The 12,802-nt window shown below is 69.7% G+C and carries 11 protein-coding genes; 2 read left to right on the top strand and 9 right to left on the bottom strand.

Translation table 11 applies throughout. The annotated features are described in order from the left end of the window. Positions 1-56: 56 nt before the first annotated feature. Positions 57-341: a cation transporter gene (locus ACFY9I_RS32670; RefSeq protein WP_391008141.1), complete on the bottom strand. Its 285-nt coding sequence runs from the start codon at positions 339-341 to the stop codon at positions 57-59. Between the two features lie 165 nt (positions 342-506). Here ACFY9I_RS32670 and ACFY9I_RS32665 point away from each other — a divergent pair, with 165 nt between their 5' ends. Next, positions 507-1,466, top strand: coding sequence for a hypothetical protein (locus ACFY9I_RS32665; protein WP_391008139.1), 960 nt, complete (start codon positions 507-509; stop codon positions 1,464-1,466). Positions 1,467-1,498: 32 nt separating this feature from the next. Here the strand turns inward: ACFY9I_RS32665 and ACFY9I_RS32660 are convergent, their stop codons facing one another. The 8 genes from ACFY9I_RS32660 to ACFY9I_RS32625 are packed head-to-tail and all read right to left on the bottom strand — an operon-like array spanning position 1,499 to position 11,609. Beyond that, a complete protein-coding gene (locus ACFY9I_RS32660) occupies positions 1,499-2,125 on the bottom strand; it encodes a pyridoxamine 5'-phosphate oxidase family protein (protein WP_391008137.1) in 627 nt (208 codons plus the stop codon). Next, positions 2,122-2,826: a transcriptional regulator gene (locus ACFY9I_RS32655; protein ID WP_391008135.1), complete on the bottom strand. Its 705-nt coding sequence runs from the start codon at positions 2,824-2,826 to the stop codon at positions 2,122-2,124. The genes ACFY9I_RS32660 and ACFY9I_RS32655 overlap by 4 nt, the downstream gene beginning before the upstream one ends. Continuing rightward, positions 2,816-4,630, bottom strand: coding sequence for an acyl-CoA dehydrogenase family protein (locus ACFY9I_RS32650; RefSeq protein ID WP_391008133.1), 1,815 nt, complete (start codon positions 4,628-4,630; stop codon positions 2,816-2,818). The genes ACFY9I_RS32655 and ACFY9I_RS32650 overlap by 11 nt, the downstream gene beginning before the upstream one ends. Then, positions 4,630-5,685 carry a methyltransferase gene (locus ACFY9I_RS32645; protein WP_391008132.1) on the bottom strand — a complete coding sequence of 352 codons (1,056 nt, stop codon included), beginning with the start codon at positions 5,683-5,685 and terminating at the stop codon, positions 4,630-4,632. The genes ACFY9I_RS32650 and ACFY9I_RS32645 overlap by 1 nt, the downstream gene beginning before the upstream one ends. Positions 5,686-5,740: 55 nt before the next feature. Then, the gene (locus ACFY9I_RS32640; protein WP_391008130.1) at positions 5,741-6,493 is read right to left on the bottom strand and encodes an N-acetyltransferase; all 753 of its coding nucleotides are present in this window, start codon (positions 6,491-6,493) and stop codon (positions 5,741-5,743) included. Positions 6,494-6,533: 40 nt separating this feature from the next. Then, positions 6,534-7,310 (bottom strand): leucyl/phenylalanyl-tRNA--protein transferase, encoded by a 777-nt coding sequence (locus ACFY9I_RS32635; RefSeq protein ID WP_391008336.1) that lies wholly within the window; start codon positions 7,308-7,310, stop codon positions 6,534-6,536. Positions 7,311-7,323: 13 nt separating this feature from the next. Further along, complete coding sequence (locus tag ACFY9I_RS32630) at positions 7,324-10,356, bottom strand: amino acid adenylation domain-containing protein (protein ID WP_391008128.1); 3,033 nt, start codon at positions 10,354-10,356, stop codon at positions 7,324-7,326. Between the two features lie 14 nt (positions 10,357-10,370). Then, positions 10,371-11,609: a cytochrome P450 gene (locus ACFY9I_RS32625; protein WP_391008126.1), complete on the bottom strand. Its 1,239-nt coding sequence runs from the start codon at positions 11,607-11,609 to the stop codon at positions 10,371-10,373. Positions 11,610-12,114: 505 nt separating this feature from the next. Here ACFY9I_RS32625 and ACFY9I_RS32620 point away from each other — a divergent pair. Continuing rightward, the gene (locus ACFY9I_RS32620) at positions 12,115-12,801 is read left to right on the top strand and encodes a winged helix-turn-helix domain-containing protein (protein WP_391008124.1); all 687 of its coding nucleotides are present in this window, start codon (positions 12,115-12,117) and stop codon (positions 12,799-12,801) included. Position 12,802: the final 1 nt, after the last annotated feature.

The raw sequence follows: 12,802 nt of genomic DNA, 5'->3' as shown, positions 1-12,802 counted from the left end.
GGCGCGCCCCGGCAGGGAGGCGGTGCAGGGCCCGGGGCTGTCGGCCCCGGAAGGTCTCAGAGCGAGCCGACCAGCTCGTAGCCCGCCTCGTCGACGGCGGCGCGGACGGCCTCCTCGTCGAGCGGGGCGGCGGAGGCGACCGTGACCTCACCGGTCTCGGCGACGGCCTTCACCGAAGTCACGCCGCTGATCGCGGATATCTCCTCGGAAACCGCGCCCTCGCAGTGACCGCAGGTCATGCCGGACACCTTGTAGACGGCGGTCACCTCACCCCGCTGGGTGCCGGAGTGGCAGGAACCGTCGGTGGAGCAGCAGGAGTCGGAGTTCGTCTGATCGGTCATGGCCTTCACCTCAGGTGTCGATGCGTGCGTGATCGTCGAGGGATACCCTCGGGGGGTAGATGCTATACCCCCCCGGCGTATATGCAAAGCTGTTGCCAGATACCCCGTGGGGGTATAGCTTTCTCGTATGACGTTCCTCTTGTCGGCCCTTCCCGGGAGGCCCTTATGAAGACCTGGCCGAAGATCACCGGCTTCACCGCGGCACTCGCCGTCGCGTTCGGCGCGGCCTACGGTGTGGGCAGCCTCGCCGGATCCGGCGACGCGGGCACCAGAGCGGGTAAGAACGCCGCCAGGGAGGTCGAGACGACGGAGGGCGGCGACGCCGGCGAGGCCGTAGAAGTGCCCGAAGGGCTGCAGGTTTCGGCCGACGGCTACTCGATCGACCTGAAGACCCCGCGGATCGAGCGCGGACGCACCACCGAGATACGGTTCGCCATCCTCGACGCGAAGGGGCGACCGGTCACCGACTACGAGGTGGAGCAGGAGAAGGAACTCCACCTGATCCTGGCCTCCCGCGACCTGACCGTCTTCCGCCACCTGCACCCCACGCGCTCCGGAGACGGGACGTGGAGCATGCCCGTGAGCCTGCCGACAGCCGGCGACTACCGCCTCTTCGCGGACTTCGCCCCTGCTGTCGAGGGCGGCGAGAGCCTCACCCTGGGCACCGATCTGGCGGTCGCCGGGCGCTACGAACCGCAGCCACTGCCCAAGCAGGTGTCCACCAGCAAGGTCGACGGCTACACGGTCACCCTGCGCGGGGACCTCGACGCCGGCTCCGCACGGGAGCTGACCTTCGAGGTGAGCAAGAACGGCAGGCCGGTGACCGACCTGCAGCCCTACCTCGGCGCCTACGGGCACCTGGTCGCGCTGCGCGCCGGAGACCTGGCCTACCTGCACGTCCACCCCAACAGCGAAGCCGGCGACGCCCGGATGGAGCCGGGGCCGACCGTCTCCTTCACCGCCACCGCGCCGAGCGCCCACGGTTACCGCCTCTTCCTTGACTTCAAGCACGAAGGCAAGGTGCGAACCGCGGACTTCACCGTCCAGGCCGGCGTCGGCGGCGACACCGCGGCGGAGAGCGAGCACGCCGAGGACAGTGGCTCGCAGGAGCACGGGCACGGGTGACGCCCCGCCGCCGATCGCGGGCGAGCGGCCACCTACCGGCCCTGCCCGGTCGGCGTCCGGTGGCCGTCGCCCTGCGCGGGAACGGCCACCGGTGGATGCTCCGAAGACCGCGACCGTCCTCCGCCGAGGGCGGTCGCGGACAGTTCGGTCAGCGGCACCTCCATCCGCCGGTCGATCCTGTCGCGTTCCCAGGTGCGGGTGTCGATCAGCCACCACTCCTCGACGATGACGACGTAGAGGCGGTGCGGTGCCGGAGCGCGCAGCTGCGACGGCTGGAGCCTGAACCGGTCACGTTGCTCGGGGTCGGGGAACACGGTCCGGTAGAAGTGCGCGTAGTAGTCGCCCAGTTCGTCCGCGGGGATCTCGCCGCAGGTTCCGGTGAACTGGGCGCCGTCGACCGCGCCGATGTCCAGACCGGGAGTGCTCGGTGCCGCGAACAGCGTTCCGCTGACAGCCGGGGTGTGCGCGATGTTCAGCCCGTGCCGGGACAGTCCCGCCGAGCCGAACACGAACCGCAGCGGGTCCGCCTGCCAGGCGTACTCCAGCGTGGCCACCCAGGGCCGCCCCTCCGGTGACACCGTGGCCAGGTTCAGATAGCGGGCCTTCTCCAGCAGGAGACGGGTTCTGCTCAGCGGTGTGGTGTCGTCGGTCGTCATCATCGATTCTCCGCTGTGCGGGTCTGGTCGGCGCTTCTGCGTCCGCGCACGATGTCCTCGGACAGGGCACGCCAGAAGGCGGCTTCGTAGGCGTGCACCATCCGAGCCGTCCGGACGGCCTCGGCGGAGTCGTCTCCTGCGGCCAGACCGGTACGCAACGTCTCCGCCGCCTGGTCCAGCAGTTCCTGGGGCGTGTCGGCGAAGAACCGGAAGTGCCCGACGGCCTGTTCGTCGAATCCGTACCGCTTGCACAGCGCGTCGGCCACGCGGGTGTACTGGTCTCCTGATTCGGCCGCATTGGCGAGCAGGGCGAGGGCGATGTCGCTGCGGGTGCCGTGCAGAGCGGTCTGGGTCAGGTAGGCCGGGTACGCCTGAGCGAGTGGGCGGGGCTCGTACGCCGTCAGGTCCGCCTCGTCCATCCCCAGGGCTGACGCGAAATCGAGCAACAGGCGCAATGCCTGCGATTCGCCCTGGGCCATCGCCAGGAACAGGTCTCCGGCGGGGGGCGAGGGGAAACGTGAGGCCAGCAGGGCGAAGCTGCGGCGGTCGCTTCCCACCAGGCGGTACAGCTCCCCTGCCAGCGTGCGCAGATGCCCCTTCGGTACCTCGCCCGCCTCCAGCAGGTCGATGAACCGGTTCGGCACCCACTGCCTGGACATCTGCTGCCGTGCCGCTGTGACGACGGCGTCTGTCTCATCGTCCATCGTGTGCTCCCCTGGGCTCCGTCGGGTCGGGCGATGTGCCGACGCCGGCTGTGGCGGTGCGTCGGCGCAGATCGGGGCCGGTCGCCGTGCCGGACTTCGCCCCGGCGATCCAGGGCCCCTCGATCGAGGGGTCGATGACGCCCTCTTCCAGCCAGGCGAAGTCTCCGGCGAGGACCGCGCGCGCCAGAGCACGGTCGTGGTCGTCGGTGTTGGTGACCAGCCGGGTGAACAGCTCCGTGACTCTGATGCGCGCCTGCCTGCAGAACAGGTCGGCAAGCCGGACGGGCGTGTCGTCGGCGTCACCGAGGGCCGCCGCGTAGGCACAGGCGGCGCTCATCGCGTACAGCTCCGCGCCGATGTCGACGAGCCGGCCCAGATGGCGCTGGTGGACGTCCAGTTCACCCTCCGGGCGCCGAGCGAACTCGGCGAACGGCGCGGCGATCCGCCTGGCCGCCTGCTCGACGAAAAGCAGATGCCCGGTGAGCGCGCTCCTGCCGACGGGGGCGTCGCCCGGGGCTTCACCGGGGCCGTCGGGCGTCGCGGCGGCCTCCGCGCGGTGGTGTGTGAGGACCGCGTCGGCGATGAAACTCCGCAGCGCCTCCGTCGATCCGTCGAAGATGCGTCCGATGCGCAGGTCGCGCAGCAGCCGCTCGACCGGTACGCCGCGCTCGCCGCGCGCCGCGGCCGACTCCGCGGTCTCGTAACCCCGGCCGCCGCGCGACTGCATCAGTTCGTCGGCGACGAGCCAGCCGTGTTCCGAGGCGAAGAGCTTGGCCAGTTCGGCTTCGAGCGCGGTGTCGCCACCGAGGTCGGCGCGGCTTCCGGAGATCTCGACCATCGCCTCCAGGGCGAAGGCGGTGGCCGCGATGTAGGCCAGCTTTCCGGCGACCGCGTCGTGCTCGCCGATCGGCCGTCCCCACTGCACGCGGACACCGGCCCACTCCCGGGCGATCTTCGCGCTCCACTTGGCGGCGGCGGCACAGACGGCGGGCAGTGAGAGCCGCCCGGTCTCCTGCGCGGCCAGGGCAACGGTCAGCCCCTCGCCTTCACCGCCGATGCGGTTCGCTGCCGGGACCACGACATCGTGGAGCCGGATCACACCGTTCTCCAGACCGCGCAGCCCCAGGAAGGAGCTGCGGTGCTCCACCTTCACCCCAGGTGTGTCGGCCTCGACGACGAACACCGTCATTCCCCCGGAGCGGTCCTCCGCCGGGGGAACCATGGCCATGACCACGAGCAGGTCCGCGATGGTGCCGTTGGTGGTCCACAGCTTCACGCCGCTCAGCGTGTATGTGTCCCCCGACCGGTCGGGGACGGCGGTGGTGTGCATCCGGAACGGGTCGTTGCCGATCTCGGGCTCGGTGAGGGCGAAGGCGGAGATCTCCCGTACGCACCGAGGCAGGAAGGCGGTCTTCTGCTCTTCCGTGCCGAACAGCAGGAGCGGCTGCGGCAGGCCGATGGCCTGATGGGCGGCGAGCAGCTCACCGAGTGCCGAGTGGGTGCTGTTGACCACCATCAGGGCGCGGAGGTAGCACCGCCCCGACAGTCCGAGTCCGCCGTACTCCCTGGGGATCCTGACGGCGAAGGCCCCGAGTTCCTTGAGGCCCTGGATCACCTGGTCGGGGATGCGGTCCTCACGTTCGATCAGATGGCTGTCGACCTTGTTCGTGCAGAACTCCCGCAACCTGGTGAGGAAGTGCTCGTCCGCGTCCCCAAGGCGCCTCGGATCGCCGGGGGGTGGGGTGAGGAGGCTGGTGCGGAGCCGTCCGAGGAAGAGCTCCGCACCGAAGCCGGGCGCTGTCATCAGGCGGCGGACGGCGTGGCCTGGATCATGGACAGCGGTCCGGCCGCGCCGAAGCGCACGGACTGCACGGTGAAGCCGGTCTCCGAGAGCATCGTCCGGAACTCGGACTCGGTCCGTTCCCGGCCGCCGGCCATGACCATCATGTTCACATCGGTGAAGTACGCGATCGACTGGTCCGGGGAGGGGGTCTCGGGCAGCACCGTCCCCACGATCAGCAAGGTGGCGGATTCGGGCATCAGGGTGCGGCAGGAGCGCAGCAGTGCCCGCGCGTCCTCGTCGTTCCAGTCCTGGAAGACGCTCTTGATGATGTAGAGATCGCCGTCACCCGGGATGTCCTGGAAGAAGTCGCCCGGCTGGATCGCGCAGCGGTCGGCGACACCGGCCTTGCCCAGCACGGCGGCGGCGTCGGCCACACCGCTCGGGCTGTCGAAGACGGTTCCGCTCAGGTGGGGATGAGCGGTGAGGACAGCCGCCAGGAGGGTTCCGTCTCCGCCGCCGAGGTCCACCACCTTGGTGGCCCGGGAGAAGTCATAGGCGGCGGCGACGCGTGCGGCCGCGATCCGGGACTCCTCGCCCATCGCCTCGTGGAACAGGGCACTGAACTCGGTGTCCGCGGTCAGGCTGGTGTAGAAGTCGGAGCCCTTGGCCTGGCTGAAGGCCAGTTCGCCGGTGGCGACGGCCTGGCCCAGGCCCTGCCATGCGGTGAACCACATCGGGCTGCAGAAGACCCGGGTGAAGGCACGCAGCGAATCGGGGGAGTCGGAACGCAGTTGCGCCCCCACCTCGGTCAGACCGAAGCGGGCCGGCTCGGGCTCCGTGGTGACTCCGACCGCTGCGAGGAGGCGCAGCACGCGGCGCAGTGACGGCTCGTGCGCCCCGGTCTCCGCGGCCAGTTCCTCGCTGCTCCGCACCCCGTCCTTGATCAGGTCGGCTATGCCCAGATCGGCCACGACTCCGAGTGCGTGCGCGGTCATGTAGCCGCCGATCCGCTCGATCAGGGCGGCCCGCAGCCGGATGCGCTTGGCGGTGGTGTCGTCCGGTCCACTGATGGTCATGGTGTTCGTCCTTCGTGTCGGTCGGTACGGAAGGGGAAACGGAGCAGACGCCCTGTCAGAGGTGGTGGCGAACCCACACGTTGGGTTCGATGTAGACGGCGTGGTCCTGCTCCAGGTCGGCCACCACGGGTGTCAGTGCGCCGGGCACCTCGACGGGGCCGCTGGTGTCGAACGGCAGCTCTGTCCACTCGCGCCATTGCGTGAGGCTCCCGGAGATGGTCATCGAGGCCGGGCAGACTTTCAGGATCTGGCCTCCGGTCCGCACGTGGACGCGCAGCCACGGGTCCTCCGGCAGCCCGTCCGGACGGGTCCGCGCGGCGTAGTCGGCCATGGTCAGCCGCGGCGCGGTGTGTTTGAGGCTCGGTCGCACCGGGGCGACCAGGTCGTCGAAGCCCTGGCTTCCGGCGTGGTCCTTGAGGGCCTGGAGTGTGCGCCCCGAGAGACTGCGCGACTGGTGGCCGGGCACCACGGCGATCTCCAGCGCGCACAGTGCGTTGAGCCGGTGACCGCTGTAGGTGTCGGTCATGCACTGGCGCAGTGCTTCGTCCCAGCCGGTGTCGGGCAGGCTGCGGGGCTTGCCGTCCCAGGAGAGCGGGGCGCTCGCGGCGCGGGCGACGACCGTCTTCGTCTCGTCCAGGACCACGAGCTGGTGCTGGGCGTACCGTTCGAAGATCCAGTGGACGAGGGTGGGGTCGGGGCGTATGTAGTCGGGCCAGGACGACTCCATCGTCAGCATGGCCGTCTCCAGATCGGGACGTTCGGCCAGGTTCGTGACGTGCAGTTCCGTACCAGCGGTGCTGTGAGGCATGGCGGGTCTCCGGTGGGTGGTCTCGTGTGGTCCCGGTCTGTCAGTCCGTCAGCAGCCGCACCGGCTCTCGCCCGGTGTGCAGCGGCGCCGGCCGGTGCGGGGTACGCAGGAGCTCCAGGTACCGGGCGCGGGGGATCGGCTGCGCCCCGAGGAGCCTGATGTGGTCGCTGTCGCGCTGGACGTCGACCGCGATGCCGCCTGCTTCCGCGAAGCGGCGCGTCAGCTCGGCCACGGCGGCCTTGCCGGCACCGCTGCGCAGCGTGAACTGCGAGTCGGCACTGAAGACGGCACCGACGCGTACCCCGTACACCCCGCCGATGAGTTCGTCTCCGTCCCAGACCTCGACACTGTGGGCGTATCCGCACTCGTGCAGGCGGGTGAGGCTCGCGAGCAGCTCGTCGGTGAGCCAGCACTCCGTGCGCCCCTCGCGGCACCGGCTGACCACCCGCTCGAAGCAGACATCCGCGGTGGTGGTCCAGTCGGTGCGGCGCAGCTGCCGTCGAAGGCTTCGCTGGATGCGTGCCTGCGCGACGGGAATGACCGGTCGGGGGTCCGGTGAGCACCAGGCGACGCCGTACGGATCCCGGCTGCCGGTCTGCAGCCCGACCCGTCCGGCAGCAACCTCGGACTCGTAGCTCAGTTCATTGATCAGCCGGTGCTCGACGGTGGCGGCGGGAAAGGGGTACAGCCCTTGCCGGTATGCGTCGAGCAGGCTCCATGGGCTGAGATCGTTGCCGAACGCGACCGGGCCGTCGGAAGGCGCCGCGGCCAGATCCAGGAGGCCCCATGCGGACCGGGGCCGGACCGGGCTTGGCATCAGCACGTGGGCCTCACAGGAAGTCGATACCGGTCAGATAGCGGATGTAGCGGTCGAGCATTTCGGTGTCCACCGGGGGGATCCCGATACCGCTGCCGTCCAGGGCCAGCTCCACGTTGGTCCGGGAGAAGACGGGGAACGTGGTCTCCAGGTACATCTCCGCCACGCTCATCTCGCCGGTGGAGCAGCGGTCGATGAACAGGGGGGCGAAGGGCGTCATGGGGTGTCCGGGCTCCTCGACCGCGATCTCGGCGATCCGTTCCACCCATTCCGCCCACGGGACCTCACGTACCTCGTGGCCATGGGCACGCAGGCGTTCGGCGAGTACGGAGACGTTCGCCTTGCCCGGATTGGTGAGGTGGTAGACCTCACCCTGCGGCAGCCGGGATCCGGCGATGTGCGCGACGGCCGCGGCGAAGCAGTCGACAGGTGTGTAGTCCAGGGGCAGTTCGGCGACGGGTGACATCCCGGTGTCCACGATGAACTTCTTCATCGCGCACATCTCCGTCGAGGTGTTCCAGGCACCGGTCTGCCGGTCGCCGGAGATGTCGGCGGCCCGGTAGACGGCCACGGGAAGCCCCTGGCGGGCGGCGCTCAGCAGCAGGGCCTCCGCGACCCACTTGCTCTCGACATAGCCCACTGACAGGCGATCGGCGTGGGCGGCCGGAGTGGACTCGCTGACCTGCCGGACGCCGGCGGTCCCGAAGCCCGAGACCACCGCCATGGTGGAGGTGTAGTGGACGGGGGCGTTGCGGTACCGCGCGGCCATACGGATGATCTCGCGGGTTCCCTCGACGTTGGCCGCCCGCATGTGGGCGTACGGATAGATGAAGTTGACGAGCCCACCTGGATGGTGGATGACGTCGACGATCCGGGCCAGCCGGTCGAACCCGTCCTCCGTCAGGCCGAGACGAGGCTCGGCGAGATCGCCCGGGACAGCGCGGATGCGCCCCTCCTCGCGATAGCGCTCCAGGTCGTCCTGGAAGTAGTGCGAGGTGTTCCTCTGCAGACGCGCCATCGCGGTGGCGTCATCGTCGGCCCGCACCAGACAGTGCACGGTGGCATCGGTGGAGGCCAGCAGCTCCCGGAGCAGATAGCCCCCGAGGAAGCCGGTGGCCCCGGTGAGGAAGATGTGGGCCGGTTTCTCCCACGAGGCGGGTTCGGCCGGCGTTCCGGGGATGGGTATGCCCAACTCGGCCTCGGCGGCGAAGTCCACGGCCTTGGCGTCGTCGGCGAGCATCCCTGCCCTGGCCGACTCGACGGCGGACGCGAAACTGCGCAGCGTCGCGTCGTCGAGCAGCAGCCGGATCAGCGGGCGGATCTGGGTGATCAGGATGCCCAGGGACTCACGGAGCTTGGCCAGCAGTTGGGCGGCCTTCAGGGAATCGCCGCCCAGGCTGAAGAAGTTGTCGTGCGGCTCGACGCGCTCCACGTCGAGAACCTGGCGCCAGATACCGGCGACCACTCGTTCCACCAGCCGGGCGCCATGGTCCGGGTCGGCCTCGGGAGCGGGCAAGGCGTCGGTTCCGGAGGGGGCCGGCTCGGGCAGCGCCTTCAGATCGACCTTGCCGTTGCTCGTCACAGGCAGCCCCGGCAGTCGGACGAACGCCGAGGGGATCATGTACGCGGGCAGCCGGCCGGTGAGGAACGTGCGTAGCTCACCGCTCGTGGGCGAGACACCGTCCGGTGTGGGGGCCGCGGTGTAGTACGCGGCGAGCTTCGCCTCCGCGCCCTGAACCCACGGCACCACAGCCGCGTCCACGATCAGTTCGTGCGCGGACAGTGCCGCCTCGACCTCGGCCGGCTCGACGCGGAACCCGCGGATCTTGATCTGTCGGTCCGAACGCCCGGTGATCTCCAGATCGCCGGCAGACGTCCAGCCGCCGACGTCGCCGGTGCGGTACATCCGGGTGCCGGGCTGTTCCGCGCGGGGATCGGGCAGGAATCCGGACCGGTCCGCGGCGTCCCCGAGGTAGCCGTGCGCGACACCGGGGCCGGATATGTAGATCTCTCCTCGCCGGCCGGGTGCGACAGGTTGCAGATCGTCATCCAGTACGTGGACCACGGTGCCCGGAAGCGGGCGGCCGACCGGCGCCGGGCCCTGCCCCGGCAGCGTCTGAGTGGTGATCTCCATCGTGCAGGACGTGATGGTGGTTTCCGTCAGGCCGTAGGCGTTGACCAGGCGTGAACGGGGCATCAGCTCCAGCGCGGTCCGGCAGTCCTCGGCGTGCACGGCGCTGCCGCCCACGATCGTCAGGCGCACCGCGAGGTCGGCCGGCCGACGGCTGAGTTCGGACAGGAAGGCCCGCCAGTACGAGGGGGTCAGGTCCATCACGGTGACCCCGTACGCCGTCAGGCGGTCCGCGAGGTCGCTCGGCGCCCACAAGTGGTCGGGGAGGACGAGGGCCGCGCCGCTGAGCAGGGCCACGAAAATCTGCTCGATGGACGTGTCGAAGGAGACGGCCGCGAACTGCAGGACCCGGTCGGCGGGGCCTATCCCGTACCGGGCGTTGATCTCGTCGAACAGGTGGGCAAGTGACGCGTGGTCCACGCGGACGCCCTTGGGCGTGCCGGTCGAGCCGGAGGTGTAGATGACATAGGCGCCGTCCGTCCCGTCGACGGCGGTCCGCGAAGGCGCTGACGGGATCTCGTCGGCGGGCTCCCTGTCGACGGCGATGGTGGTCACCGGCAAGGCGGAGAAGAGATCCGTGGTGTCGTGGTGGGTGAGCACCACGGCGCAGCCGGTCTCCTCGGCATACCGTGCCAGGCGGTGGCGGGGCACGTCGGGCTCCACCGGCAGATACACGGCCCCTGCCTTCAAGGTGGCGAGGAGCGAGACGATCAGGTCGATCGAGCGCTCCAGGTGCACCATGACCACGGAGCCGTGTCCTGCCCCCCGCAGTCTCAGGCCGTGGGCCAACCGGTCGGCACGGCGGTCGAGCTCCCGATAGGTGATCTGCTGCTCGCCGTGGACGACGGCGAGTGCGTCGGGGTGTGCCGCCGCGCGGGCGGCGAAGCGTTCATGGACCAACGTTGTTGCGCGCATCCCCGTGCCTCCCCTTACCGCGACTGGTGGCGGAGGCGGACGGGCAGGGAGGCGACGCCGTTCCCGATGAAGGTGTGCTCCGGCTCGATCTCGTCCGGCTCGACGGCCAGTTCGAGCCGGGGAAAGCGCTCGAAGAGCGCCGGCAGGGCGACCCTGGCCTCCAACAGGGCCAGGCGTGACCCGGGGCAGAAGTGCGGGCCGAGCCCGAACGCGAGGTGGTCCTTGTTCTCCCGGTCGATGTCGAAGACGTCCGGTTTCTCGTGGACGCCGGGGTCGCGGCCGTGTGCCCCGTAGCAGATCAATATGGCGTCGCCGGTACGTATGACCACGCCCTCGCCGAGGTCGATGTCCTCGGTGGCCCACCGCATCGGGAGGTGCATCACGGGGCAGTGCACGCGCAGGGACTCCTCGATCGCGTCGTTCCAGCGCTCGGGGGACTCCTGGACCATGCGCAACTGGTCCGGATTGGCGAGCAGTTCGCGCACCGTGTGGTCGAGGAGGTTGATGGTGGTGCCGCTGCCGCCGCCGATCATCAGCAGCAGGGTGGAGATCAGCTCGTGCTCGGTGAGGGGGGCGTCCTCCTCCTCCCGGGCGGCGATCAGGAAGCTGGTGAGGTCGTCGCCCGGCTCGCGGCGCCTGGCGTCGATCAGCGAGTGCATCGCGGCGACCAGGCCGTTGGTGATGGCGACGGATTCCTCCTCGCTCGCCACATCGGTCTCCCCGACAGCGCGGAACAGGCGCAGCAGCTCGGGCCGTTGCTCGTCCGGGACGCCGAAGAGGTCGCAGATCGCCTCGGTCGGCACCCGGTAGGAGAACGCGGTGTGCAGGTCGACCGGTTCGTCCGCCGGATGGGCCTCCAGGTCGTCCAGGAGACGGGCGACGAGGGCTTCGATCCGAGGCTGGAGAGCGGTCACACGGCGAGGGCTGAACGCGGGCGTGACCAGTCTGCGGAGCCGCGCGTGCTCCTTGCCGTCGGCGGTGGCCATGTGGTCGATGTCCACCCACGGCGACAGCCAGGCCACCGACCCCGGCTCGTAATCGGGAACGGTGCCCTTGAGATCCCTCGAGACACCGGGGTGCGTCAGCAGCCGCTTGACGACGTCCCCGCGGCTCACCGACCAGGCGGCCATTCCCTCGGGCAGCTGTACGGGGACGGCCGGCCCCATGGCGCGCAGTCGGTCCGCTTGGGCGTACATGCAGCGGCCGCCCGCACTGTCGAGGTCCACGGTGGGCGCGGTGCTGAAAGCGATCACGTCATATCTCCTGTGGCGTACCGGGCGGGGTTCTTCGGGCAGCCCTGACACCCCCAACGGGGGATGGGGGTGTCAGGAGAATCGGGGCGACGGGACTTCAGGCGGGGGACAACGTGTAGAAGTTGAACAGGAGCCAGGCAGCGACGAGCAGCAGGAGGAACGCGACGGACATGAGGAGCCAGTTCGAGAACCGCATGGCCTGACCTCCTGCGGGCTGTGCGGGTACCGGGTCGGGTTCGCGATCCCGCGGCACTCCGTCGGACGCTGAACTCCGGCACTCACGCTAGGCCGGGCTTGTGCAACTGACTGTCAAGCGCAGTGCAGCAGATCGTCAGCTTCCGGCATGGAGACCACAGGACGGGACAACGACTTCTCGGTCCCGCCTGCTGGGACGCCACCCGTCCCAGCGGGTGGTACGCCGAACACATATTCCAGCCCTCCGCGATGTACGCGCGGGTAGAATTCCGGGCAGCAGGTGGGCCTTTAACGGGGGGTTGTGGACTACGTGCACATACTTGTGGCTGAGGACGACGAGCATGTCGCGGACGCGTTGACGGACGCACTCCGGCAGCACGGTCACACGGTCCTGTGGAAGGCCGAGGGCGACAAGGCGGTGGACGCCGCGGAGGACGCCGACTTCGTCCTTCTCGACCTGGGCCTGCCGGTCCTCGACGGCTACGAGGTGTGCAGGAGGATCCGCGCTGCCTCGACGGTCCCCATCATCGCGCTGACGGCACGTTCCGAGGAGATCGACCGGGTCATGGTCTTACAGGCCGGCGCGGACGACTACGTCGTCAAACCCTACGGCTTCCGCGAACTCCTGGCCCGTATCGAGGCCGTGATGCGGCGCACCAGGCAAGGCGCGCCTCCCACCGCTTCGCCGGAACCCGACGGCTCCGAGCTGGAGACCGGAGCGCTCAGCATCGACGTCCGGGCGCGCAAGGCTTTTCTCGCAGGCGAGCCGTTGTCCCTGACGGCAAAGGAGTTCGACCTCCTGGCGCTGCTCGCGGCCGAGCAGGGGGCGGTACTCACCAGAGAGCAGATCATCGAACGCGTCTGGGACGAGAACTGGTTCGGCTCGACCCGGACTCTCGACGTCCATGTGGGAACCCTGCGGACCAAGCTCGGCGACAAACGCTGGATCGAGACCGTCCGCGGTGTGGGCTTCCGGCTGACCGACCCGTGCGGCTGAG

The organism is Streptomyces sp. NPDC012510, assembly GCF_042955065.1.
Lineage (GTDB): Bacteria > Actinomycetota > Actinomycetes > Streptomycetales > Streptomycetaceae > Streptomyces.
This window is presented reverse-complemented; position numbering and strand designations above follow the sequence as displayed.

Coding starts and splice junctions, on each gene's coding strand:
- ACFY9I_RS32670 (WP_391008141.1), bottom strand. CDS start 341: ATGACCGATCAGACGAACTCCGACTCCTGCTGCTCCACCGACGGTTCC.
- ACFY9I_RS32665 (WP_391008139.1), top strand. CDS start 507: ATGAAGACCTGGCCGAAGATCACCGGCTTCACCGCGGCACTCGCCGTC.
- ACFY9I_RS32660 (WP_391008137.1), bottom strand. CDS start 2,125: ATGATGACGACCGACGACACCACACCGCTGAGCAGAACCCGTCTCCTG.
- ACFY9I_RS32655 (WP_391008135.1), bottom strand. CDS start 2,826: ATGGACGATGAGACAGACGCCGTCGTCACAGCGGCACGGCAGCAGATG.
- ACFY9I_RS32650 (WP_391008133.1), bottom strand. CDS start 4,630: ATGACAGCGCCCGGCTTCGGTGCGGAGCTCTTCCTCGGACGGCTCCGC.
- ACFY9I_RS32645 (WP_391008132.1), bottom strand. CDS start 5,685: ATGACCATCAGTGGACCGGACGACACCACCGCCAAGCGCATCCGGCTG.
- ACFY9I_RS32640 (WP_391008130.1), bottom strand. CDS start 6,493: ATGCCTCACAGCACCGCTGGTACGGAACTGCACGTCACGAACCTGGCC.
- ACFY9I_RS32635 (WP_391008336.1), bottom strand. CDS start 7,310: ATGCCAAGCCCGGTCCGGCCCCGGTCCGCATGGGGCCTCCTGGATCTG.
- ACFY9I_RS32630 (WP_391008128.1), bottom strand. CDS start 10,356: ATGCGCGCAACAACGTTGGTCCATGAACGCTTCGCCGCCCGCGCGGCG.